Origin of the sequence: Microcoleus sp. D3_18_C2 (genome assembly GCF_036702395.1) — a bacterium.
Lineage (GTDB): Bacteria > Cyanobacteriota > Cyanobacteriia > Cyanobacteriales > Microcoleaceae > Microcoleus.
Map to the genome: position 1 here is coordinate 42,629 of NZ_JAUBTG010000008.1, position 23,528 is coordinate 66,156.

Below are 23,528 nucleotides of genomic sequence, written 5' to 3' on the forward strand. Positions count from 1 at the left end.
TTTCCCGCCAAGCGCGCCTAAAACAATAAACCACTGTTTACCTATAGACATTAAGTATTTAATAGTGTAATGTATGAGATTAAGTAGAGAGAGGTGGCAAGCGCACTCAAAGATCGATCGCCAAACTTTTAGCACAACAGTCTCTCAATCTCGCCACTGTTGCCATTAATAAAAATTGCCACATCAGCGAAATCTTATAGATTATCCTGGCAAATCTCATCAGGCTGCATTTGCTCTATATCAAGCGCATTAAACTTAATTGTGCGCTCAATCCATCTGAGAAAAAATAAAAGGAACTAAGAAGCATCAATGCGGTATCATAATCTCCCAGATATTGTCTTGCAGCCATTAAATAAAAAACCTGGTTGGCCAGTATTTTCTATTAAATCAGCCGCTCTGCTAAAATCGTCCCTGTTCAAAGCTTTTACTTTCTTTTTTGCAGTAGGTTTAGGCTTGAGCTGGTTAATTCCTCAGCCTGCAATCAGCCAGGCAAAACCAAAAGATGTCGAACTCACCTTAGTTTCCTTTGCTGTTACCAAATCCGCTTACGACAAGATTGTTCCCCGCTTTGTAGCGAAGTGGAAACGAGAAAACAACCAGAATGTCACTATCAGCCAAAGCTACGGGGGTTCAGGTTCCCAAACCCGCGCTGTGATTAGCGGTTTGGAAGCCGATGTCGTACACTTAGCCTTAGCTTTTGATACCGATCGCATCCAAGAAGCCGGTCTAATTAAACAGGGTTGGGAACGAGAAGTACCCAATAACGGGATTGTTAGCAAATCAGTTGCAGCATTAGTAATGCGAAACGGAAACCCCAAAAAAATCCAAGGCTGGGCCGATTTAGCCAAACCGGGTATCAAAGTAATTACTGCTAATCCCAAAACCTCTGGTGTCGCGCGCTGGAACTTCTTAGCTTTGTGGGGTTCCGTAACTCGAAACGGAGGAAACGAACAAGCAGCCCGCACTTTTGTCAGCCAGGTTTACAAAAACGTGCCAGTGCTTCCCAAAGATGCCCGCGAAGCATCTGATACCTTCTACAAACAAAACCAAGGCGATGTACTGATCAACTACGAAAACGAAATTCTCTTGGCGAAGACGCAGGGCGAAGCTGAACCTTTCATCATCCCCCAAGTGAATATTTCCATTGACAACCCCGTGGCTGTAGTTGATAAATACGCTGCCAAACATGGAACTACTAAGGTGGCGGAGGCTTTTGTGAAATATCTTTACACGCCGGAAGCTCAGCGAGAATTTGCTAAAGCGGGTTTTCGACCTGTTAACTCGACGGTAGCGGGAGAATTTAGCAGTAAATTTCCCAGAATTGGCAAACTGTTTACTGTCGCCGATGTAGGCGGTTGGAATGCGGTGCAAAATAAATTCTTCGCTGACGGTACAATCTTCGATCAAATTCAGAATGGTCTGGGCAACAGATAATTTGTATCGAATGTGCGTTAATTAAATTTTCTCATCGACTCGTCAATAAGTTCAAAAGCAAGTGCGATCGTCGCACTTGCTTTTTTCTTTGTGTTGATTTCTTCTCACTGCCAACAGATCCGATATCTCGCACCTGTTGAGTGCCGTTAAGTAGCTGAGTATGAAGAAACTTAACGATGAGACAGCATATATCCGCCTACCTACTTAGTAGTTACTTTAAGGGGGCGGTATTGCCTCTAATATACTCGCTCCCTGCAACATTTGAGACTTTCGGGCTCTACCCGCTTCTGGGTATTCCCAAGACGGTGCAAAGGGTGGAACCAAAAACGGACAAGCTTTCCACCCACCCTTTACCCCCACGCCGAGCATCCGGCAGTTTCCGCCCCTGTGCCCGTGCTGCTCGTAATACCGACAGTGCCGACAGCTTAAACCTACATTTACGTTGCTCACGGGATTTCTCCAACCGTTTTTGTAATAAAAATATACTAACACCTGTATATCTACCGGAATTATGTACTATTATATAATGTACAATTTAAACTCGATCGCCAGTGGGGAATGTGGAACTATCTTCTAGAGTAGAATACGCCCTGTTAGCGCTCTTGGAATTGGCGAGTCACCACCCGAATGATTCGCCCCTAACAGTGAACGAACTTACTGCTTCTCAAGAGATACCGGAACGTTATCTAGACCAAATTCTTGCCGTGCTCCGGCGTGCAAGTATTGTCCAGAGTTTGCGGGGTGCTAAAGGCGGTTATTTGCTGGCGAAAGAGCCTTGGCAGATTACTTTGCTAGAGGTGTTTTCGACACTCGAAGGCGAAGGGAGCTGCAAGACCCAAAAAGTTTCGGAATCTGTAACAATAGAAAAAACTGCGGTGCTAGAAATCTGGCAGGAAGCTCAACAGGCATCTTGGGCTGTTTTGAGCAAATACACATTACAAGATTTGTGCGAACAGCGGGATGTTCGCAAACAAGCACATCCCATGTACTACATTTAATTGGAGAGAAATTAAGCCATGAAAATTGCTAAGGATGTTACAGGAATAATTGGCAGAACTCCTTTAGTTCAGCTCAATAAAATTCCCCAAGCCGAAGGAGTAGTTGCTCAAATTGTGGCCAAATTGGAAGGGATGAATCCGGCTGCTTCGGTGAAAGATCGGATTGCAGGGAGCATGATTCAGGCTGCAGAAGATGCAGGGTTAATTCAACCGGGGAAAACTATTTTAGTTGAACCGACTTCAGGAAATACTGGAATTGCTTTGGCAATGATCGCGGCGGCGAAAGGGTACAGTCTGATTTTAACGATGCCGGATACGATGAGTTTAGAGCGCCGATCGATGCTGAAAGCTTACGGAGCTCAGTTGGAATTAACTCCGGGACATGAAGGGATGTTAAGCGCGATCGCCCGTGCGGAAGAAATTGTAGAAGAAACCCCCGACGCTTTCATGCTGCAACAGTTTCGCAACCCCGCTAATCCGAAAATTCACCGGGAAACCACGGCTGAGGAAATTTGGGAAGATACAGAGGGTAAAGTAGATTTTTTAGTGGCTGGAGTTGGCACCGGCGGTACGATTACGGGAGTGGCTGAGGTAATTAAACAGCGGAAACCGAGTTTTAGGGCGATCGCAGTTGAACCCGCCACCAGCCCCGTGCTTTCTGGAGGTAAATCTGGTGCTCACAAAATTCAAGGGATTGGCGCAGGATTCATCCCAGAAGTCTTGAAACCAGAGTTAATTGATGAGGTTATCGCAGTTAGCGACGCAGATGCGATCGCCTACAGTCGCCGACTTGCCAGAGAAGAAGGATTGTTGTCAGGAATTTCTGCCGGCGCCGCTTTGTGTGCTGCAATTCAAGTCGGCAAGCGTCCCGAAAATGCTGGAAAATTGATAGTTTTTGTGCAGCCTTCTTATGGCGAACGCTACCTCAGCACAGTCTTGTTCAAAGATTTAGAATTGCCTTCAGTCCGCGAACTCGAAGCATTAGTCAGCAATTATTAATACGTAGTAGGGGCAATCCCCGTGGTTGCCCTTGCAAAGTAGGGGTAGGTATTCTTGGCACTACCCCTACTTTTCAGACTTGATACAACTTCCAACTCGCCATTGCCAACATTCCGTAAATCACAAACTTTAGCGGGCGTTGAGGCATAATTTGGCAGAATTTAGCCCCTACCAAAACTCCCGGCACCGAACCCAACCAAATTGGCAATACTAAACTCCAGTCTACTGTTCCGAGGCTGAGGTGTCCCAGAGATGTAAACATCAACAAAATTGCCGCCTGCGAAATATCTGTACCCACCAATTTAGAAGTATCCAGGCGGAAAAAAGCAATCAGCAACAATGCAAACATCGAACCGGAAGAAACGCTAGTGATTCCCACTATGCAGCCTAAAATTGCTGCTGCACCCACAGTACAAAAACGACCATAATTAGTATTTAAGTCCCATTTAGGAGGCGAAGGCAATTTAAACTTAGGGAAAAATGTTTTGACCACTAATTGGGTCAGGGATAAAGCGACAATTAGTGCGATAGCTACTCCGAGAAGGCGCAGCAATATGCTGTCTAAGTCCTGACTTCCGCTGGATTTGATGTAGTGTAAAACCCACACGCCAGTCAGGGAACCGGGTACGCTACCCAATGCCAGCCACTTAACTACTTGCAAGTCGAGGGTTTTTTGCTGCCAGTGTTTGAAGCCACCAACAACTTTCATCAGTGTAGCAGCTACGACATCCGAACTAATGGCAATTGATGCCGGAATCTGGAAAACAAAAATTAACATTGGTGTTATGAGCGACGCTCCGCCAACTCCGGTCAAACCAACAATAATGCCAACAAAAAAGCTGAGAAATGATAGTAATAAGTAGTTCACTGTTATGCCCAAAAACTGTGTAATTAAGCCCTGCCAACCAACAAATAGATAACTGGCGCGGCTCCGGCAACACAGCTACACAGGCAAAATCTTACTCGCACTCCAATCTTTCTAGCCAGGAATTTTGCTATTCAACGCTTGAGACTTACCGCGCGTTCAGCTACAAAATTTTTGGTAAAAGTAAGTAAATGCCAATAAACAAAACTACATAATTTGTAGTGTAAAAGCTCCCTGATTTTCTGATATCTACCTGTGTAACTGATTAAAAACCCTCGATTTATTTATGGGGTTTATATTCGACTTTCTACCTTGAAGTGACGAGCGTCACAGGTAAAGCAGAGCTGAGGTTAACCGACTGTTGGCTGGAAAAGAAATCGGGAGTATCGAGAACATTAAAATGAATCAATGCCACAATGACAACTGTGAAGGCGGTTGATGATATTAAACCCGTCAATAACTCTTTTTTGAGGTTTTTTTCCTTGGGTTTGTCTGTAACAACATCTAAAGTTCCTAGCTGCATCAACAGAATTCCCACAATATTGGAAAGCCAGTAGCCGACAATTGTGCAAGGAAACAGCAAATCTGGGGAAAGCCAACTAAAGATATACCCAAAGGCGTAGGCAATTGGCAGATTGAAAAATATGTCGTTCCACCAACACAGCGGTGATAGCAAATATCCAATTGCCAGAAGCAACCCGCCTCTGATCTTTTTAAACCAGACTTCGTTAAAGCCTTTAGCTTGTGGCAACTGTTGGCTTAGTTGTCCTGCAATCTGGTACTCTTCAATGACTTTTTTAGCGTTTTCCACGTTAATAGCTCATTACTCGATCGACTTACCGTAGTTTAACAGCAAAGCTGAGTTATGTCTAGTAAGTCAATCGAGTTACCGTATTTTCTTGGTGATCGGCTGAATATACTTTGTTTCCGGTATAAAAATATCTATCCGGGAGAGGTTGTTGAGAATGCTGCCTGGTGTCGGTTTAGGCTGCGATCGAGAAATTGAAAGCTTCAGGCAAATGCTTGACAGTTTGCCAAAGATATGCAATATCGATACCCCAGTAAAATTGCAGGTAAACGAGCAAAAGCCCGATCGCAACTGTCACGCCTAGCAATTTAGGGACTATTTTCGCGACAGTCTCCAGCACTACGAATGCGGCCCAGATAGCAGCACCTAAGATGAGAATGGAAGCACTCGTGGCAACTATATCGCTATTCATGATTAACTCCTGTTGACAATCAATCGGGTATTACAAAACTACTTGGGCTCAGGGCAGTTGCCAAAATTGAATAAATTACTCCAATTCCCAATAAGCCCACAGCGGAACTGAAAAATAAAACCATGGCGTCTGGGGGATTGTAGGTATCGTGGTCAATTTGGTGGCGAACGGTGAAGTAGTGCTTAGTTGAGATTAAGACTGTCACCCAACCTATTAGAGAGAAGATTAAACCCAACTTCCACCCCATCGCCTGACGGTAATGTACGGGCATTTGCACGACGCGAAGTCGGATGATGACGACGCCAAAAGCCATGAGGGCGATCGCGGCCCGCATCCATGCTAAGAAGGTGCGCTCATTTGCCGATCGATCGATCACCCGCGACAGATTGGGCTGCTTTGGTTTCTCATCATCTACTTGCATCGGTTTGAACGATAATTGCACGCGATCGAACTCTTTAATATTCATATTAAACGGCTACCATTATTCAGGTGCCATCAAACCTTCTAAGCTAGAAGGAACGGTGAACATATAATAAATTACCCCAGCGCCTAAAATGGCGATCGCCAGACTGAAAAGAATTACCCAGCGATCCGTAGGTTCATAAGTATCGTAATCAATATCGTGGCGGACGCCGAAGTAGTGCTTAGTTGAGAATAACACCGTCAGCAAACCCACTGCTGAAAAAAGCAAACCCAACTTCCAACCATTGCCGGGAGTTGGCAGCAGAGGGGCATGGAAGGTGCGAAGGCGGACGATAACTACGCCAAAACCCATCAGCGATATTGCTGTCCGCATCCATGCTAAATAGGTGCGCTCGTTTGCCAAGTGATCCCGCACCCGCGACGGATTTGGTCGCCTAATCTTTTCTGTATTTACTTTCGTGGATTTCCAATTTAATAGCATAGATTAGCCTTTTAATATTAACTCCAAATATGAAGGTAAACTGATAGATTTCCGCTGGGACGATTATCCGCCGGGGATAGCTCCCCGGCGGGTTGTTGCGTTGGAACAGGCTTTACACAGCCGATCGCATTACAACTTCACCAAAACTAATCATTTTCCTCAGTTGGTGCGTTGGGAACTTGCGTATCTATGTAAGCCTGAGTCACATCAGGAACAAACCAATTCGCATCCCCAGGCTGGAAAACCTTAGCAGTAGGAACGTTGAATTCTACAGCCCCCGTATCGGGATTAGCTCTGGCTACAACTTGAGTTCCGTCAACTATCTTAACAGCTATACCGCCCGTCAATTCTTCTGAAGGTTGATCGGTAGTTCTTAAATCGGTTGCTTTGATATCGCTGGGTAGATAAATTCCATCGCAATCCCATTTATGTTCAGTTGTTTGGCCGTCAGCTAGAAAATAAAGGGCATTCTCGTAAGTAGAAGAAGCGGCTTTTTTGCCTTTCGGGCCGTAGACAGCCAGGGTTTTTCCTGTCTCGTTGCGGCACTGACCCCAAGGCTTTCCCGTTTCTAAAGTGTATTTTTGAAACTCCAATTGAGCGATTTTTTGCTGAAGTTGCTCAGGGGTATAAGTCGGGGCGGTATCGGGTGCATCTTTCGCTGTCCTGAGAGTGTTCAAAGCTTGAGTCACCTCTATGTAGTCGGGATTGCTCGCATATTTTGGCGTTTTTGGAGCGTCTGCCCAGGAGGGGGGAACGAATACTAAATTGGCGGTCATTACCAAGAGCACTAAAACAAATTTGAAGATTTTCACAATTTTTGTCCTTTTCTAGATTGTCAGGTTTTTTTCAACTTTCTGTTGGCTTGCTATCTTAAGACTTAGGCAAAAACGAACTATCTTTAACTGGTTGGCCTGAGAAACCAAATTTGGCAGAATCGCAAAATCTGGTTTTTTAGGATTAGACCTATTGTCAAAGTCGATCGGTGTGGGGTAGTGGCAAAGTGTTCGGGCGATATTTTAAGGATTCCTCCTCAAATTTTTAGCTGAGTTGGATTCACCACTACAGGATTTAGTGAAATGACAGGTATATTCTTGCCTAAGTCTGGCAACTTGCTAGCTCACAAAATGGCTTGAACTTTCGTAAAAATTCGAGGCTAAATTAGTTTGAAGCTGCTTTTAGCTCGGTTAATTAGTTCATTATTAACTTAGCATATTTGGTGATATATGGCAAGTAATTTAGACACCATTTTAAGAAAACAATTGGTAAGGTAAAAATGAGGGGTTATAAATTATGAACATCGGAAAAGTTATCTGCCTAGAGAGGGATATAAGTAGCGGAACCGAGGCTAATTCTTAGTTAAATTGAAATGCCGGGAGCAGGTGATAAGTACCGCTTTCAATCAGAATAAATATTCCCAAGCCAATTAATACAAAAGGGACAACAGCCTTGGTATAGCGAGTCAAAATAGGGGCGATCGCCCTTTGGCGAGTTAATCGGTAAGCGACATAAGACCAAACACCTACCATCACCGAGAAAACCGCCAAAATCACCACCAAGCTCGGCAAATCGCTGCTAGCAAACAGCGGCAAATAAATGCCGATGTTGTCTCCGCCATTGGCCACTGTTACCGCAGCCACATTCAAAGTTTGGGGATTGAAAAGATTGGAGAGTTTTGACAGCACAGATGAGTTAGATTGACGGTTAAATTCGCCAGATACGGCTTGTACGTCATTTTCCTCATTATCTCTCCTGACTAAGTGACTGATGCCGATCGCGATCGGAACCAAACCCAGCAAACCAATCCAAGCTTTCGGCACAATTAAACCACCAAAAAAACCGGGCAAACTAGCAGCGATGAGTGCTGCAAATCCGAGGTACTTACCGAAAAAGATATGCCGGGGGCGGAAAGTATCATTTACCTGGGCGAAGAACAGCATCGAAAGCACCATATCGTCGATATTGGTTGCGGCAAAAGATGTAATCCCGGCAATAATCGCTGCTGCAATCCAATTCATGTGCTGTTCCTGCAATTTTTCTAAACTTCAGTTTCGCTGGCGTTACTTCTACTCATAGTTATCAAACAGAAACAGCAACCAACTAAAGATATTATACTTAAAGTTGGACTAGCAAGAGTGCCACTTTTTACCAGAATCGCCATTCCCAATCCGATCAAAACAAAAGGCACAAGCTGATTGCCGTAGCGAGTCAAATTATCCGCAATCGCCCGCATCTGAATTAACCGATAAGCAGCGTAGCACCAAACGCCCACCATCCCGAAGAATACAGTGAGAACCACCGCCAAACCTTCTAGAGTATTGCTAGCAAAAAGTGGCATATATATCCCGATATTGTCGCCCCCATTTGCCACCGTCACCGCTGCTACGCTGTAAGTTTGAGGAGACAAAAAACTTCTAAAAAAAGATTTCTCAGATTGCTCTACTTCTGTCTCAACTTCGGAATCGTCGGTTTCTGGATTCAGCAAGCGGCTAAGCCCGATCGCAATTGGCAGCAAACCCAGCATTCCGATCCAATCTGGCGGAAATATTAAGCTGCCAAAAAAGCCGGGAAGGCTAACAAAAACCAGTGCAGTAAAGCCCAGAAACTGACCGAAGACGATATGCCTGCGCCGAAATACTGCATTCACCTGCGAGAAAAACAGCAGCAGAATCAGAATATCGTCTAGATTCGTAGCCGTAAAAGCTGTTATTGCCGTAGAAATTGCTGTTAGTAATTCATTCATTTCTGTGTCTCCTCAGATTTTTTATTGGTTGTACTTGCTGGGTTCGTATCTTCGGAACGGGCAAGATTCCCGTTCCACAAAAATTAAATTTTATTGTGAGCTGTTGATCGAAGCAACGCCTTTGAAATGCTGATTGACAATGCTGCAATATCTCAGTAAAAACCCAGTTGCTTAAAAACTATTTCTCCGAACAGCGCACTGGTAACTGCTAATCAAAAACGCTCACTGTCAAAGGGGACGGCTTTCAATCGAACACCGCCGTAAATTGCATTTTCTTCCTCGAACTTGGCATGAATTGCGTCAATACCCTGCTGCATCGATCCCGCGAGTTCAGGAGAACGCAGCCGTTGCCAGAAAAACCATCCGCAAGTAGCCGCCAAGTACATCAAGAACAAGTAAGGAAAGGCATTGTAAGGAGCTTCTGGAGGTGGGAACGTAGTGCTGCCGGGAATGCCAACGCTGCCCGCAATCGGAATCATCATAAATGCGATCGCCACCACGGAGAACAGCACATCTCGCAGGCGCAACTTACCAATTTTGTGCAGGTAAACCGGAGCTGCGATCGAAATTAAGACGTACACGGTTAAAAATCCGTAGCTGCAAATTGCCCCCAAATAACCCATACAATCGAACAGTTTGATGTTAAACATAGACATCACAGCCGGCACCAAAAATGTCATAAATGTACACAGGGTTACTGCAACGTGGGGAGTTTTATTAGACGAATGCGCTACACCTAATGAAGAGTGAAACAAACCGTGGCGCGCCATCATAAAAAACACTCTCGCCGCTGGATTGATGCTGCCGAGCACGCAAGCAAAAAAGCTAAATAAAGCGCCGAAAGCCACTAACTCTCCCAACCAACCCATGCCCACTTGTTGCGCCAGAAAAGTCAGAGGTTCTTCACTATTAGTAATAGAAACTCCAGTACCGCTAAAACCCAAAACCTCAATATAGGTCATCAGAATGAAGAATAAGCCTGCCATCACAGCGCTGCCCATGACAGCCCTGGGGATATTTTTTAAGGGTTTTTTCGCTTCGTCGCCCAGAGATGTCGCACTTTCAAAGCCAGAGAAACCAAACATTACTAAGACAAGTCCTGTCGCTATGTTCCCCGGAGTTACGCCTTCCAAAGTCAGTTGGGACATATCCAGGGCAAAACCTTTGTGCGCCCAGATGATCATTCCTAAAAGTGCGATCGCGGCCACTGATGCCCCCTCTAGCCACAGCATCGCCATAGCTGAGAGTTGGATATCTTTATAACCTGCATACCAAGCAACCCCGGCCCCGATCGCTAACAGCGTAATCGGCGAGGGATGGATGCCTAAATGACCGATGAAAGTACCCGTAAAGTTGGCAAAACCACACAAAACGGACATTGCAGTAAATAGATAAGCCAGTACCAAACTCCAGCCACAAATTACGCCGGCAGTCGGGCCTAGTCCTTTAACAATATAAGAATAAAGAGAACCGGCAGAAGCCGATCGACTCGCAAATTGGTTGATATTGATGCTGACAAATACTAAGCCTATCAAGCCGATGAGAAAGCTCAGCCAAGCCCCGTTACCCGAAAGAGCGACAATTAACCCTAGATTAGATGCGGGTATAGTTGTAGGTGCAATGACAGCAAAGGATTGAGCTAAAACCTCCCCAAACGAGAGGCAGTCCGGCTTTAAGCCGTGGGGACTGTGATTTTTTGGCGTTTTCTTAGTCATTTATCTTCTCTCTTGTTGTCGATCGACTTTTGGCGATCGGCTTAAACTTGTCGGTGCTGCTTCAGCATCGGGCCCTGCGTTAGAAGCTTAAGTATCACCTTAAGGCTCTTGACAGGTAGAATCAAATGGTCTTGTTTATCGAATTAATAAATACAAGTGATGCAGTGCCGTGGCAAAAGAACTGTTGGAAGACGAGACCTATCTGTCGCCACCAGCCCAAACCCTTGATGTTAAAAGGAAAATTTAAATAGCGGCTAACAACCGTGCTTTTCTGGGAATTCCAGTCTGTACCAGATACTCGAAAAGTTCAGGTCAAAGTTTAGCCGCCAAAGATTTTTATTTCAAAAAAAAACTGTCTGTATTTAGTAAAAGGGTACTCAGCATGGCCGGAATGACGCTTGATCAACTGCGAGTTTTTCTAGCTGTCGCGGAACACCTGCACTTCAGCCGCGCAGCGGAAGAACTTTACATCACGCAACCCGCTGTCAGCGCGACAATCCAAAGCTTAGAGGCGCAATACGGAGTAAAACTATTTCACCGCATCGGCCGCCGCATCGAAATCACAGATGCGGGGAAGTTGCTGCAAGTTGAAACTCAGAAAATTCTCGACCAAGTTGCTTTGACTGAGAGAGGTTTGCGGGAGTTGAATGACTTGCAGCGAGGCGAATTAAACTTGGGTTGTAGTCTGACCATTGGCAATTATTGGTTGCCTGATAAACTTAGCAAGTTTAAACAGCAATATCCTGGTATTTCCGTGAATTGTACTCTGGCAAATGCCGAAGAAATTTGTGCAGGGACGGCGACGGGAACATTTGATTTAGGTTTAGTGACGGGAGACATCAAAGCTTCGCTTAAGAACACTCTGGAGGAAGAAGTTGTAGGCAGCGAACGCTTGCTGATTGTAGTTGGCCAATCTCACCCTTGGTTTGAACGTGCAGAAGTGAGTTTAACGGAAATTGCGAAAACGGATTGGGTGATGCGAGAAGCTGGTTCTGGAGTTCAGCAAATGTTGGAACAAGCTTTGCAAAGTTGGGGCGTTAATCCCGATGAATTGAATGTAACTTTAGTTTTGAACAGCAGTGAAATGGTAAAAGCAGTGGTGGAAAGTGGCACAGGTGCAGCGGCTATTCCTGAATTGATGGTAAAAAAAGAATTGCAGCTATCTACACTACGAGCGATTAAAATTATAGATAGCCAACCAAGTTCTAATGTATGTTTGGAAATAATTAAACCCGTTTTAAAACTGAAGCACCGACAGCGTTTTCAAACTGGAATTACTAAAGCTTTTGAACAGATATTAACTTAAGGTGCTGGTAATTGGTAATTCAGGACTTACGCACCAATACTCAAGAAAGCGGGTTTTTTACCCACATAAAAAGCTAAACCCCGTGTATTTTCGTAAAGAAACCCGGTTTCTGGCTACCCCTGCGTGCAGGATTATAATTATCTCTCAACCAATTTCCTCAAGTCCAATATATTTTTACCCCCATCACCAACAATCAGCGGCAATTTCCCATCCCATTTTTCTATAGCCTGCCTTTCCAAAAGTTCCGGAGTCAAATTGTCCCGCAGCAACCTTTGCACTTCGGCTTCTCCCTTGGCTAAATTCACCTTAGCGTCCGCCTGTTTTGCTGCTTTTAGCGCTAAAAACTCCCCTCTTTTTGCCTCCTGTTCGGCAATTTGTTTCGCCTCCACCGCCTCGCTAAACCGCTCAGAAAAGTGAACGTGTACTAAAGAAATATCGTCAACGGCAATGTGATATGTAACTAGCCTCAAGGTCAAAGAATCATCAACTGCGGCTTTAACTTCTCCCCGCTTAGTAATAATTTCTTCAGCCGTGTATTTAGCCATAACTGCTTTTAATACTTCTTCAACAGCCGGCTCGATAATGCGAGCCACGACTTCTTTCTCGTCACCTATTTGTTGAAAAATAGCATTGGCTTCTTCTGGGATAATATGCCAGTTGAGCGCTACATCCGTGAAAACATCTTGCAAATCTTTTGAGGAAGCTTCAGCGGAACTTTCCTGTTTTTGTACCCTGACGCTCAACTTTTTTACACTATAAACTGTGGGGACTATTACGTGAAGTCCTTCTCCGAGTACCTGTTCTTGGACTTTACCAAACTGCATCAGCACGCCTCGTTCTCCAGCGTTGACAATGATAAAAAATCTGGATAAAATAGCTAAAAACACTATCAATAGAGCTAGTTGAATAGCTAGGTAAAAATCCTTATTTTTTTTATTGCTTGATTTGAGTGAGTCAACGTTTTTGCTGGATTCTACAACCATATTCCACCCCGATCGCACTTAATTCTCTGCTCAATATTGACTTAATAGATATTCTATTTTCCTGCTATCAACAATTGTTCAAAATCCGCTGATGCCAAAGGAGGACTAAACAAATATCCTTGCATTATATCGCACTTATAGCGCCATAGAAAATCTTTTTCGGCTTCCGTTTCAACTCCTTCGGCAATTACCTCAAGACAGAGACTGTGCGCCATTTCAATAATAGCTTTCACAATCGCTGCATTTGTGCAACCATCGGTTATATTGCTGATAAAACAGCGGTCTATTTTTAAAGTATCGAAGGGGTATTGCGTCAGATAGCTTAAAGAAGAATACCCCGTTCCGAAATCGTCAAGAGATATACAAACTCCCAAATTTTTCAAGTGTTGCAAAGTGGCGATCGCACTTTCGGCATCTTCTACCATCAAACTTTCTGTCAGCTCTAATTCTAAACTGCTCGCTTCCAAACCAGTTTCTGCTAAAATTTGGGCAACTCTGCTGCTGAGATCCGGTTGGTGAAATTGGCGCGGCGACAGATTCACCGCTACCCGCAGCCCCGAAAAACCAGCATTTTGCCAAACTTGCATTTGCTTGCAAGCTGTCTGCAAAACCCACTCACCTAACTCTACAATGAACCCAGTTTCTTCGGCATGGGGAATAAATTCTGCGGGCGAAATCAGCCCTTTTTCTGGATGTACCCAGCGCACTAAAGCTTCTGCGCTCATAATTTTACCAGTCTGGACATTGACCTGCGGCTGATAGTAAACTTGGAATTCTTCTCGTTCCAGTGCGTTGCACAAACGAGTTTTGATCTGCTCTAGTTTGTCGGCAGTCTTTTGGATAAATTCGCTGCTTTGCGATCGCAAAGTATTGTACTGTTCAGCAACAGCTTCTTGTTTTTTCAAGCGGCTCGATATCGCGCCCACAAGTTCAGCTTTACTAAAAGGTTTAGTCAGGTAATCATCTGCCCCCAATTCCATACCTTGCCGCATTTCAGAGCGATCGGCTTTACCGGTGAGAAAAACAAAAGGTACTGTAGCAGTAACAGGATTAGAGCGCAAGGCCATCAGCACCCCATACCCGTCAAGTTCTGGCATCATCACGTCGCAAATAATCACGTCGGGAAGATTTGACACCGCCGCATATAAACCTTGCGATCCATTTTCTGCACCCGTCACGTCGAAACCTTCAGCTTTGAGGAGTTTGAGAATATTCTCCCGAATTACTTGCTCGTCCTCAATCACTAGAATCTTTTTCATACGTCATTCCCTGAAAGCGGTATAATTGATAGGCGTTACTGAACGCGATAAGCGTCCCAATAACTGAGAACGCACAGATCGATGGGCCCAACAGCCGAATATTTTCCGACACAAATAGCAAACACCTGAAAAACGCTAATTTTTCAAGCACAACTAGATTAATGTTTCTCTGCTTAGTCAGTGCCGTCCGTATTATTACGAGGTTAATTAATAATCTCTCAACTAATTCTAGGCGATCGATAGTTAGCAGCGCCTTAAATAACTGCTAAACTAATTGTGCCACCTGAACGATTGTCTGCAAACAATCTCAGCCTATTTATATCAGTTGCCAAAAACCATGCAACTGCAAGCAAGTTCCAAACCCTTGCGGAGTCAGTCTTTCCCCATTCTTCAATGTAAAATCTCAACTTTTAAATCTCAAATGGTATTACCTACTGGATTCCCTGAACCCGCACAGATTGGGGTGATAGAAGTGAAGCAATATCCTCAGTACCGCGCTGTCACCTACACCCACGCGGGCGATTTGCGACAAGCAACTGGCATCGCCTTCAATCCCTTATTTCAACACATCAGCAACAACCAAATTGCGATGACAACGCCAGTAGAAGCGCGCTATACGGAAACTTCCGAGGCAATCGATGCTGTTCCCCAAGCTGAAGTTTCGTTCCTCTATCCCACACCAAATATCGCCCCCAGCAGCGTTAACTCCGCTGTAGAAATCACGGATACTTCGCCGATGACGGTTGTCAGCATTGGCGTGGGCGGGGCCTACACTTGGGAAAGCTACGAAAATAACCTCCAGAAACTCAAAGATTGGCTTCAAGAACATCCTGAATACGAAATAGTCGGGCCGCCGCGCCGTTTTTTTTACAATTCCCCGATGACGCCGGAAGCAACTAAAATCAGCGAGGTACAAATTCCGATCAAGTGCCGCTGACGTGAACAACTAATTCGCGAATGTGACCCCGCTGGCGGTGTTCCCACAGGTAAATTCCCTGCCAAGTTCCTAACAGCAACCTGCCGCGATCGATCGGGATTTGTTCAGAAGTATGAGTCAGCGCAGTGCGAATGTGCGCCGGCATATCGTCTGGGCCTTCGGCATCGTGAATGTAGCGATCGTCCTCCGGTACCAGTTTAGCCAAAAAGTTAGCCAAATCCTTAAGTACATCCGGGTCAGCATTTTCTTGAATCACCAAACTAGCAGAAGTATGGCGCAAAAATAAGCTGCAAAGTCCCGTTTTAATACCTGAATTCGCCACCGCATCTTCTATCTTAGGAGTGATTTTGGACAGAGATTTCCCGGTAGTTTGAATCTTGAGTATCTGTTGATAGTGATTCATTCGATTTTAGATTTTAGATTTTAGATTTTAGATTTTGGATGAGACTGATGCCAAACTCTTCTGTTGGCGGAGGTAGACTTTGTTTGTGTAAGATCGATTTCTAATCGGACTTATGAAAAATAGTCTACAACAGCTTGGGCGATCGCCTCCGTACCATTTTTATCCAATTTATCCGACAAACGCGGCGGATGCAGCGGTTGTCGCAAAAACTCCCAATCCCCCTCAAAAAACTCCGCCGCCGTCACAATTTGATGTTCCGCATAATTTTGAAGCCATTCCAGCAACACCGCAGCTTCTGCAAAACCTTCTCTCATGATAGAAACAACAGGTATTTCCAAGCGAAAAGCTTCCGCAAAAGTGCTGTATCCGGGTTTAGAAACTAAGCGCCCGCAGACAGGCATAATATCAACCGGACGCGGTAAAATCGGGAAAGATTGTGTAAACTCTTCATTTTTGACATAAATCAAATTTGGCAAATCGGGTGCTCCCGCATCAAAAGTAATAAATTGCCAGTCGCTAAATTGCTGTAAATTTTGATAAGGAATTTCCTCTAAACCCAATCCGCCGAACGTCAGCAATACAGTTTTTTCCAGCGGTGTTTCGATGCCGAATGCTTCCCGAACTTTATCGTTACTGTAGCGAGGATTGCCGCCAGTCAAGCCCACATCTTGAATATTTGGGAAAGCTGCCATCGGTTCGTGCAAAGGAAGACGAAAAAGCCGATCGCACATTCCGAAACACTCACCAATCCAATCTGCCATTTCTACAAATTCCCCGCCCCAATCGCGATAGATAAAATCCCACCCAAAATTGCTCATCATCCAGCAAGGAACCCCAGCCGCTGCCGCCATTCGCGTTGCCAAAGGAGGAATATCTGCCAGCACCAAGCCCACCCGATTTTGCTTGATAAAAGTAACTTCGCTGGCAATTAGGGAATTTTGCTTTTTCCGAATTTCCCGCAATTTTTCCAGCGTCGCGTCTTTATCCATATTCAAACTGTCAGCTTGCACCACACCCACATCAAAAGCGCGGGGACGGTGGATAAAGTCGCCACCAATGTAAGATTCTAGCAGCCAGCGAGGTGCTGTTGTTGTGATAATTAGTAAAATATCTGGATTTAATTCTTGAATTTTTGCAGCTACGGACGCAACTCGGACAGCGTGACCGAATCCGTGATTCGTGATGGCAATATATAATGTTGGTCTAGACATTGATAATAGGGAATGGGGAATTAGGAATTAGGAATTGGGCATTGGGCATTGGGCATTGGATGTAGAGACTGGAAGGCAACAAGGCCAAGCTTCAAGCAACGCACAACCAACAATGACACAATTAATAACTAATGACTATCGAATACGCAAGAATTTATCAATCAGACGCGCCCTCAGACCAAACAGGCAATTGATTAATCTTGTCCAGGGTTATATCTACATACTTTTTGCCGTCCGCCGCCAGATTTTCCCCAAAATATCCCTCATCGCCGTCGTGCTTGTGAGGGCCGCTCAAAGCTGCTGCATAGCGGCCTTGCAAACGAGCTTGGTTGAAAGGAGAAGTCGCGTACCAGTACCAGCGACTGGGAAAAACTATGCCGCCAATATCCTCAACTGAATCGCGAGTGCCGCGAAAGTGGAAAATGCGATCGGCTTCTGCAAAACCATTTTCTCCCGAAAACACGCCCCCAACCGAAACAACCGTAATTTCTGCCTTCAGCCATTCTTTAAGATAGCGAGTAGCACCCAAAGCAACTTGTGCTCCGCCGCTAGTGCCAATTAAAATAACTTTCACAGGTTTTTGAGAATTAACTGAAATGGGAGATTGAGCATTCATGCGATCGATAATTGCCTTAGCCAATCCCTGATTATATGCAAAGCCGTAGCGATAATCTAGAGAAATTGCAAATCTCCAGAGATTGCGAATTTTAATTAATATATCTCCCGCAATCGGCCCGCTTTTTGCCTGTTCTGCAAACCGCCAAAAAGGAGCTAGCCAGCGCTCTCCTCCTAAACTTTTGTTAGAAGCTGAATAAGGAAAAACATCGCCCACTGCTACGCACTGCGGGTGACTTTTAACTAAACGCTTGAGAAACAACTCTTCACCTGGGGTTAATTCGTCCCCGGAAAAATCGCCAACTCCCGATAAAAAGATGATATAACAATTGAGTGGCGAAGACTTGCGGGCTTCTAGATTGCCCTTGTTTGAGGGCAGTATCTCCGGCGGATTTTTCTTGATACCAAAAGTTTCAGCACTTTGATTCAGCCACCATATAACAGTTCCCACCGGCGAAAGAATGCCCCAAATTATCAGGATTACACCTGCGATGAGCAACAAATTTAAACTTCCCCCGCGCAGCCATGCAAGTATCCGTAAAATCAATCTTAGCATTTAATAAAATCTGGTAGAATGCCAATTAATTACTTAATTACCTAGAAATACTTCGGTGATTCTGCTGTATTAGAGCTTATTTTGTAAAAGTTGTCAACTATCTTGAGGAGCAGGAGTTCAACGTGAAGGGAGAAGATTCAATTGCAAGTTTGGGGGCAACCCTTTGGAACGCACTTTCATTGAACGGCAATTTTTACGAAAAAACTCCCTACACTCGCAGAACTAAGCGAATAGCTTTAACAATTGTAATTTTAGCTGCGCTGTCCCGCGTGTTGGGCAGTGCTGCGATATTGTTAATCAACCGAACTGAGCCATCAGTATTATTTCTAGGACTTTTGATAGAGGGTTTGGCAGTCGCGGGGGGTTATTATTTTTGGACTTTCACTATCTTTAAAATCGGGGAGTGGCTGAAGCCGGGACACGTAACTTATGGGGAGTTGCTGGTTCCGATCGGCTTTGCCTACGCCCCCCAAGTGCTGAATTTCTTAACGTTGATTCCTTTGCTGGGAGAAGGAATTGAGCGGATATTAGCTGTGTGGAGTTTGCTAGCTGTAATTGTGGCGGTTCGCCAAGGTTTGGATATTAAAACTCGCTGGGCGGTGTTAATTTGTTTGGTGGGTTGGCCATTGATCCAAATTGCGATCGGCTTTGTGGAAGTAATTGAACAGTTGCTTTCACGATGGCTGTGAACTAACCTGACGGTCAACTGGGTACAGTTAGACCGCAGGCTTCTTTTTCCTTTTTTGCAAAGGCTTTTTTGAGTGACGGAGTTTCCCCGCCACTTTTGTAACTCAGACCAATCTTTCTAATAAGTTTAGCTGAATTTTCATCTCGATCCAAAGATTCTCCGCACTGACAGGAATGCCAGCGTTCCGATAATTCTTTCGGGACTTTATTGATACATTTCCAGCAATGTTGAGAAGTTCCTTTCGGGTCAACAAACAAAACGCTTTTACCTAGCTTCCAGGCGACATATTTTAGGACGCTAGCAAATTGCCCGTGAGCAGCATCAAGCATTGATTTATTCAAACCGCTCTTAGCTGACTGACCGTTCGGCAAGTAAACCAAATTACCATCCTCAATATCGGTCTTGGGCTTGGCACGTCTAGTTAGATTTTTGACGCTCAAGTCTTCAACAACTAAAACATCGCATTTACTGAATAGCTCATGTGCTGTTTTGAACTGAAAATCTAATCTAGTTCTAGCTACAAACTGATGGAGTCTGGAAATCTTGCCCTTGATAATCTTCCAAGGTTTAGAACCCTTTACTCTACCAGCTAACTTCGCTTGAAGCCTTGCTAACTTCTGGGCCGACTTCCTCAAGAATCTAGGATTCTCAACTCTTCTGCCATTGGAAAGATAGACGTAATGGGTTATCCCCATATCTATACCAACAGTATTTTCGACCGTCGGTTGAATTTCTGTAACCGTTACGGGAACCGTCTTATCTTCTAGCGTCAAGGAAATATACCACCCATCTGCTTCTCTGATAACACTGCCCGTCTTAACTTTGAACCCTGTTGGTATTGGACGATGGAATACCATCGGCACTTGACCTATCTTTGCTAGGTCAATACAAATCCTGTTTTGCTCGTCCTTAACGATATGTAAATTATCTAGTTGAGGGTATGTGAAGGATTTGTAGTAATGAAGCCCCTTGAATTTGGGCTTACCTCTACGATTACCATTCTTGTCGGGCGTGGTAAAGTTTGAAAAGGAAGTTTCAACTCTGTTAACGACATCTTGTAAGACCTGAGAATCTAACACTTTATAATCAGGAAACAGCTTCTTAGTGTTTTTCAGGTCGGCAAGTTGTATCGTCTGCCACTGTACATATCCGCCTTCAAGGTTCGAGAAAACGTCGCCTTTCCTGGTTAAAGGATTGCCTAATTCATCCTTCTTCCTACCATCCCTAGTCTGCACTCTCGTCAAAGGAATATTTCGATAAATCTCCTCCACAGGGACTATCGAAACAATCAAAGGGCAGGCGTTGACGGGCGTTCTCGTGGCTTCCCACCATCTAAATCTTTCGCTGAGTCGGTAGTTGTACTGCCGACGACAAAGCTCTAGATGAGCCACAATTGTTGTTAGTTGGGCTTTTGTGGGTTTGAGGCGGTATTTATAAGTTAGCTGCATTTTTAAGCTTCCTTTTTTCGACCTTTGGATAGTATAGTTTATGTGTGTCCAAAATGCCATACCAAAAATTACTATTTCAATACTTGGAAGGTACATCAAAAAATCAAGATGCTCCCGAAGATTGATTCATAGTAGCCAAATGTGAACAAACCTGACGGTCAACTGAGTACAGTTAGACCGCAGGCTTCTTTTTCCTTTTTTTTCTCATGCTTTTTATAGTGAGGTAGTTCCACCCCCACTTGCTAATTTAGTATCAGAGTATTTCCCGATCATCTTGGGGTATAAAAGAATAATTGTCGGTTTCGGTACCGAAACCCGACGAGCCTTTCATCCCAAGGAGTAATTTATTCGGGGTACGGGGCGCAGCGCTCAGATGCGTCCCCTTTGAATATACCGAGGGACTTCCCGGCTGGTAGTTAATTTACACTGCCATTTGTCGATCGTACTGCGAGACGGCAACCACACCTATAGTATTCGGGTCTCCCCACTGTCCCTACCCCTTTAGCAAGATACATTGTTATAGAAGGAAATACACAAAAATTTACATCTATAATTTGTGTAGTGTTCCAAATCGCTCCTCACCAGCAGCGATACAGCCCTCGCCAAGACAGTAGGATAGAAAAAATATGTTTGAACGCTTTACAGAACAAGCCATTAAAGCAATCATGCTAGCCCAAGAGGAAGCGCGACGCCTCGGTCACAATTTTGTAGGCACCGAGCAAATTCTTCTGGGACTCGTCGGCGAAGGCACTGGCATCGCTGCAAAAGTATTACTGGATATGGGCCTCAACTTGAAAGAGGCGCGCAATGAAATCGAAAATATCATCGGCAGAGGTTCTGGGTTCCTCCCGCCAGAAATTCCTTTTACGCCCCGCGTTAAGCGCATTTTTGAGACGGCCCTGAACGAAGCGCGGCAGTTAGGCCACAATTACATCGGCACCGAGCACATCCTGCTGGGGCTGATTCAGGACGATGAAGGGGTGGCGGCGAAGGTGCTGCAAAACTTGGGGATCGATCGCCAGAGAGTCCGCACGCAGGTAATTCGTGCCGTGGGAGAAGTCGCGGCGGTACCCGGAGGCAGGGGAGATAGCGGCGATCGCAAAATCCCGACTTTAGAAGAATTCGGCACAAACCTGACCAAGTTAGCCGCAGCCGGCAAACTCGACCCCGTAGTGGGCCGCGAAAATGAAATCGAGCGCGTGATCCAAGTGCTCGGCCGCCGCACGAAGAACAATCCAGTGTTAGTAGGCGAACCGGGAGTCGGCAAAACAGCCCTCGCCGAAGGCCTAGCCCAGCGAATTGTTAACAGAAACGTCCCGGAAATTTTAGAAGACAAACAAGTAATCAGCCTCGATATGGGTTCGCTGATTGCTGGTACAAAGTTCCGAGGCGAATTTGAAGAACGGCTGACGAAAATCATGGCCGAAATTCGCGCTGCAGGCAACATCATTCTGGTAATCGATGAAATTCACACCTTAGTCGGTGCAGGCGCAATTCAAGGTAGCATGGACGCCTCCAATATGCTCAAACCCGCCCTTGCTAGAGGCGAATTGCAGTGTGTCGGCGCCACTACCTTGGACGAATATCGCAAACACATCGAGCGCGACGCTGCCTTAGAACGGCGCTTCCAACCGATAAAAGTCGGTGAACCGAGCGTGGCTGAAACAATAGAAATATTGTACGGGTTGCGATCGGCTTACGAACAGCATCACAGACTGACAATTTCCGACGCAGCTTTAGAAGCAGCGGCCACACTGTCAGACAGGTACATTAACGATCGGTTTTTGCCAGACAAGGCGATCGACTTAATTGACGAAGCAGGTTCCCGCGTCCGCGTGATGAATTCGCAAACCCCGCCCGAAGTTAAAGAGCTCAAAAAGCAACTGCCCGCAGTAACAAAAGAAAAAGATGCAGCAGTGCGCGAGCAAGACTTCGACAAAGCTGGAAAATTGCGCGATCGCGAATTAGAAATAGAAGCCGAAATCGCCGAAGCTACGATCAACAAAAGCCAACTCAAAACTTCTCCCATTGTCACCGAAGAAGACATCGCCCACATCGTGGCTAATTGGACGGGAGTACCAGTCAGCAAGCTGACAGAATCCGAATCGGAATTGCTGCTGCACATGGAAGACACGCTGCACCAGCGCTTGATCGGTCAAGAAGAAGCTGTCAGCGCAGTTTCTAGGGCTATCCGTCGCGCGCGGGTAGGCTTGAAAAATCCGAATCGCCCGATCGCCAGTTTCATCTTTTCCGGGCCCACAGGCGTCGGCAAAACCGAACTTACAAAAGCCCTAGCAACATATTTCTTCGGTTCCGAAGAAGCCATGATTCGGTTAGATATGTCCGAATTCATGGAACGCCACACGGTTTCCAAACTCATCGGTTCGCCTCCGGGTTACGTTGGCTACGACGAAGGTGGCCAACTAACAGAAGCAGTCCGGCGCCGTCCTTACACAGTCATCTTGTTCGACGAAATCGAAAAAGCTCACCCAGATGTCTTCAACATGATGCTGCAAATCTTAGAAGACGGCCGCTTAACTGATGCTAAAGGTCGGACAGTAGACTTTAAGAATACACTGCTGATCATGACATCAAACATCGGTTCGCGAGTAATTGAAAAAGGCGGCGGCGGCCTCGGTTTCGAGTTTGCTGACAGTGCAGCAGACGTTCAGTACAACCGCGTTCGCAGCTTGGTAAACGAAGAACTGAAACAGTTTTTCCGTCCCGAATTTATCAACCGCTTGGATGAGATTATCGTCTTCCGCCAGTTGAACAGGGAAGAAGTGAAGCAGATTGCGGACATTATGTTGCAGCAAGTCTTCAGCCGCTTAACCGAACAGGGTATTACTTTGTCGGTGACAGACCGGTTCAAGGACTTGTTAGTTACAGAAGGCTACAATCCCAGCTACGGTGCTCGACCTTTGCGCCGCGCAATCATGCGGTTGTTGGAAGATGTACTGGCTGAGGAAATGCTGTCTGGGAAGCTAAAAGACGGCCAAAAGGCGATCGTTGATGTGGATGAAAACGGTCAGGTTAAGATAGTGCCCGATGGCCCATCTGAGCCGAAATTGCCCGAATTCGCATTAAGCCATTAATCGGCTCTAACAACGGATAAATACATTTAATTAAAAACCCGGTTTCTCGGAGAAACCGGGTTTTTAATTAAATGAAACCAGTTGAAAAAAAGCAACTTTAGGCAAGCTCCAAATCCTTATATAATCAGTCATATCAAATTCGGTAGCATCGG

23 protein-coding genes are annotated in these 23,528 nt (G+C 45.2%); 7 read left to right on the top strand and 16 right to left on the bottom strand.

Features of this window, described 5'->3' with window-relative positions; genetic code table 11:
- Positions 1–309: 309 nt before the first annotated feature.
- A complete protein-coding gene (locus tag QUA88_RS07800; RefSeq protein WP_333210120.1) occupies positions 310–1,434 on the top strand; it encodes a sulfate ABC transporter substrate-binding protein in 1,125 nt (374 codons plus the stop codon).
- Between the two features lie 216 nt (positions 1,435–1,650).
- On the opposite strand, the gene QUA88_RS07805 is transcribed toward QUA88_RS07800, so the two are convergent.
- A complete protein-coding gene (locus tag QUA88_RS07805) occupies positions 1,651–1,884 on the bottom strand; it encodes a hypothetical protein (RefSeq protein ID WP_333231984.1) in 234 nt (77 codons plus the stop codon).
- A 110-nt stretch (positions 1,885–1,994) separates the two neighbouring features.
- On the opposite strand from QUA88_RS07805, the gene QUA88_RS07810 reads away from it, so the two are divergent.
- Positions 1,995–2,432 carry an Rrf2 family transcriptional regulator gene (locus QUA88_RS07810; RefSeq protein WP_333210124.1) on the top strand — a complete coding sequence of 146 codons (438 nt, stop codon included), beginning with the start codon at positions 1,995–1,997 and terminating at the stop codon, positions 2,430–2,432.
- An 18-nt stretch (positions 2,433–2,450) separates the two neighbouring features.
- Positions 2,451–3,431 (top strand): cysteine synthase A, encoded by a 981-nt coding sequence (gene cysK, locus QUA88_RS07815; RefSeq protein WP_333210126.1) that lies wholly within the window; start codon positions 2,451–2,453, stop codon positions 3,429–3,431.
- Between the two features lie 73 nt (positions 3,432–3,504).
- Here cysK and QUA88_RS07820 read toward each other — a convergent pair whose 3' ends face one another.
- The 9 genes from QUA88_RS07820 to QUA88_RS07860 form a co-directional block, all read right to left on the bottom strand.
- Entirely contained in the window at positions 3,505–4,299 is a 795-nt protein-coding gene (locus QUA88_RS07820; protein ID WP_333210128.1) for a sulfite exporter TauE/SafE family protein, read from the bottom strand.
- Between the two features lie 304 nt (positions 4,300–4,603).
- Positions 4,604–5,107 (bottom strand): hypothetical protein, encoded by a 504-nt coding sequence (locus QUA88_RS07825; RefSeq protein WP_333210130.1) that lies wholly within the window; start codon positions 5,105–5,107, stop codon positions 4,604–4,606.
- A gap of 172 nt (positions 5,108–5,279) precedes the next feature.
- The gene (locus QUA88_RS07830; RefSeq protein ID WP_333114783.1) at positions 5,280–5,516 is read right to left on the bottom strand and encodes a hypothetical protein; all 237 of its coding nucleotides are present in this window, start codon (positions 5,514–5,516) and stop codon (positions 5,280–5,282) included.
- A 19-nt stretch (positions 5,517–5,535) separates the two neighbouring features.
- The gene (locus tag QUA88_RS07835; RefSeq protein WP_333210132.1) at positions 5,536–5,982 is read right to left on the bottom strand and encodes a DUF202 domain-containing protein; all 447 of its coding nucleotides are present in this window, start codon (positions 5,980–5,982) and stop codon (positions 5,536–5,538) included.
- Between the two features lie 15 nt (positions 5,983–5,997).
- On the bottom strand, positions 5,998–6,420 hold the full coding sequence (locus QUA88_RS07840) for a YidH family protein (protein WP_333083967.1): 423 nt from the start codon (positions 6,418–6,420) through the stop codon (positions 5,998–6,000).
- A 146-nt stretch (positions 6,421–6,566) separates the two neighbouring features.
- Positions 6,567–7,232, bottom strand: coding sequence for a hypothetical protein (locus QUA88_RS07845; protein WP_333210134.1), 666 nt, complete (start codon positions 7,230–7,232; stop codon positions 6,567–6,569).
- 540 nt (positions 7,233–7,772) lie between these two features.
- Positions 7,773–8,435, bottom strand: coding sequence for a cadmium resistance transporter (locus QUA88_RS07850; RefSeq protein ID WP_333210136.1), 663 nt, complete (start codon positions 8,433–8,435; stop codon positions 7,773–7,775).
- Positions 8,436–8,455: 20 nt separating this feature from the next.
- Positions 8,456–9,160 carry a cadmium resistance transporter gene (locus tag QUA88_RS07855; RefSeq protein WP_333210137.1) on the bottom strand — a complete coding sequence of 235 codons (705 nt, stop codon included), beginning with the start codon at positions 9,158–9,160 and terminating at the stop codon, positions 8,456–8,458.
- Positions 9,161–9,372: 212 nt separating this feature from the next.
- A complete protein-coding gene (locus QUA88_RS07860) occupies positions 9,373–10,875 on the bottom strand; it encodes an APC family permease (RefSeq protein WP_333210139.1) in 1,503 nt (500 codons plus the stop codon).
- A gap of 391 nt (positions 10,876–11,266) precedes the next feature.
- On the opposite strand from QUA88_RS07860, the gene QUA88_RS07865 reads away from it, so the two are divergent.
- Positions 11,267–12,181, top strand: a complete 915-nt coding sequence (locus QUA88_RS07865; protein ID WP_333210141.1) for a LysR family transcriptional regulator — start codon at positions 11,267–11,269, stop codon at positions 12,179–12,181.
- 137 nt (positions 12,182–12,318) lie between these two features.
- On the opposite strand, the gene QUA88_RS07870 is transcribed toward QUA88_RS07865, so the two are convergent.
- Together QUA88_RS07870 and QUA88_RS07875 are read right to left on the bottom strand one after the other, a co-directional pair.
- Positions 12,319–13,164 carry a prohibitin family protein gene (locus tag QUA88_RS07870; RefSeq protein WP_333210143.1) on the bottom strand — a complete coding sequence of 282 codons (846 nt, stop codon included), beginning with the start codon at positions 13,162–13,164 and terminating at the stop codon, positions 12,319–12,321.
- A 53-nt stretch (positions 13,165–13,217) separates the two neighbouring features.
- Positions 13,218–14,423 (bottom strand): EAL domain-containing response regulator, encoded by a 1,206-nt coding sequence (locus QUA88_RS07875; RefSeq protein ID WP_333231979.1) that lies wholly within the window; start codon positions 14,421–14,423, stop codon positions 13,218–13,220.
- 421 nt (positions 14,424–14,844) lie between these two features.
- On the opposite strand from QUA88_RS07875, the gene QUA88_RS07880 reads away from it, so the two are divergent.
- Positions 14,845–15,360 carry a heme-binding protein gene (locus tag QUA88_RS07880; RefSeq protein WP_333054040.1) on the top strand — a complete coding sequence of 172 codons (516 nt, stop codon included), beginning with the start codon at positions 14,845–14,847 and terminating at the stop codon, positions 15,358–15,360.
- Here the strand turns inward: QUA88_RS07880 and QUA88_RS07885 are convergent.
- The 3 genes from QUA88_RS07885 to QUA88_RS07895 form a co-directional block, all read right to left on the bottom strand.
- A complete protein-coding gene (locus QUA88_RS07885; RefSeq protein WP_006631723.1) occupies positions 15,347–15,763 on the bottom strand; it encodes a secondary thiamine-phosphate synthase enzyme YjbQ in 417 nt (138 codons plus the stop codon). The genes QUA88_RS07880 and QUA88_RS07885 overlap by 14 nt on opposite strands.
- A 110-nt stretch (positions 15,764–15,873) precedes the next feature.
- Positions 15,874–16,974, bottom strand: a complete 1,101-nt coding sequence (locus tag QUA88_RS07890; protein WP_333209456.1) for a glycosyl transferase — start codon at positions 16,972–16,974, stop codon at positions 15,874–15,876.
- A 157-nt stretch (positions 16,975–17,131) separates the two neighbouring features.
- Positions 17,132–18,145, bottom strand: coding sequence for a hypothetical protein (locus tag QUA88_RS07895; RefSeq protein WP_333054038.1), 1,014 nt, complete (start codon positions 18,143–18,145; stop codon positions 17,132–17,134).
- A 122-nt stretch (positions 18,146–18,267) separates the two neighbouring features.
- On the opposite strand from QUA88_RS07895, the gene QUA88_RS07900 reads away from it, so the two are divergent.
- Positions 18,268–18,834, top strand: a complete 567-nt coding sequence (locus QUA88_RS07900; RefSeq protein ID WP_333054037.1) for a hypothetical protein — start codon at positions 18,268–18,270, stop codon at positions 18,832–18,834.
- A gap of 13 nt (positions 18,835–18,847) precedes the next feature.
- Here the strand turns inward: QUA88_RS07900 and QUA88_RS07905 are convergent, their stop codons facing one another.
- On the bottom strand, positions 18,848–20,281 hold the full coding sequence (locus QUA88_RS07905; RefSeq protein WP_333054036.1) for a transposase: 1,434 nt from the start codon (positions 20,279–20,281) through the stop codon (positions 18,848–18,850).
- 626 nt (positions 20,282–20,907) lie between these two features.
- On the opposite strand from QUA88_RS07905, the gene QUA88_RS07910 reads away from it, so the two are divergent.
- Positions 20,908–23,376, top strand: a complete 2,469-nt coding sequence (locus QUA88_RS07910) for an ATP-dependent Clp protease ATP-binding subunit (protein ID WP_333054035.1) — start codon at positions 20,908–20,910, stop codon at positions 23,374–23,376.
- Positions 23,377–23,528: the final 152 nt, after the last annotated feature.

Coding starts and splice junctions, on each gene's coding strand:
- QUA88_RS07840 (WP_333083967.1), bottom strand. CDS start 6,420: ATGCTATTAAATTGGAAATCCACGAAAGTAAATACAGAAAAGATTAGG.
- QUA88_RS07880 (WP_333054040.1), top strand. CDS start 14,845: ATGGTATTACCTACTGGATTCCCTGAACCCGCACAGATTGGGGTGATA.
- QUA88_RS07870 (WP_333210143.1), bottom strand. CDS start 13,164: ATGGTTGTAGAATCCAGCAAAAACGTTGACTCACTCAAATCAAGCAAT.
- QUA88_RS07855 (WP_333210137.1), bottom strand. CDS start 9,160: ATGAATGAATTACTAACAGCAATTTCTACGGCAATAACAGCTTTTACG.
- QUA88_RS07885 (WP_006631723.1), bottom strand. CDS start 15,763: ATGAATCACTATCAACAGATACTCAAGATTCAAACTACCGGGAAATCT.
- QUA88_RS07835 (WP_333210132.1), bottom strand. CDS start 5,982: ATGAATATTAAAGAGTTCGATCGCGTGCAATTATCGTTCAAACCGATG.
- QUA88_RS07910 (WP_333054035.1), top strand. CDS start 20,908: ATGTTTGAACGCTTTACAGAACAAGCCATTAAAGCAATCATGCTAGCC.
- QUA88_RS07850 (WP_333210136.1), bottom strand. CDS start 8,435: ATGAATTGGATTGCAGCAGCGATTATTGCCGGGATTACATCTTTTGCC.
- QUA88_RS07905 (WP_333054036.1), bottom strand. CDS start 20,281: ATGCAGCTAACTTATAAATACCGCCTCAAACCCACAAAAGCCCAACTA.
- QUA88_RS07890 (WP_333209456.1), bottom strand. CDS start 16,974: ATGTCTAGACCAACATTATATATTGCCATCACGAATCACGGATTCGGT.
- QUA88_RS07860 (WP_333210139.1), bottom strand. CDS start 10,875: ATGACTAAGAAAACGCCAAAAAATCACAGTCCCCACGGCTTAAAGCCG.
- QUA88_RS07800 (WP_333210120.1), top strand. CDS start 310: ATGCGGTATCATAATCTCCCAGATATTGTCTTGCAGCCATTAAATAAA.
- QUA88_RS07875 (WP_333231979.1), bottom strand. CDS start 14,423: ATGAAAAAGATTCTAGTGATTGAGGACGAGCAAGTAATTCGGGAGAAT.
- cysK (WP_333210126.1), top strand. CDS start 2,451: ATGAAAATTGCTAAGGATGTTACAGGAATAATTGGCAGAACTCCTTTA.
- QUA88_RS07865 (WP_333210141.1), top strand. CDS start 11,267: ATGACGCTTGATCAACTGCGAGTTTTTCTAGCTGTCGCGGAACACCTG.
- QUA88_RS07830 (WP_333114783.1), bottom strand. CDS start 5,516: ATGAATAGCGATATAGTTGCCACGAGTGCTTCCATTCTCATCTTAGGT.
- QUA88_RS07895 (WP_333054038.1), bottom strand. CDS start 18,145: ATGCTAAGATTGATTTTACGGATACTTGCATGGCTGCGCGGGGGAAGT.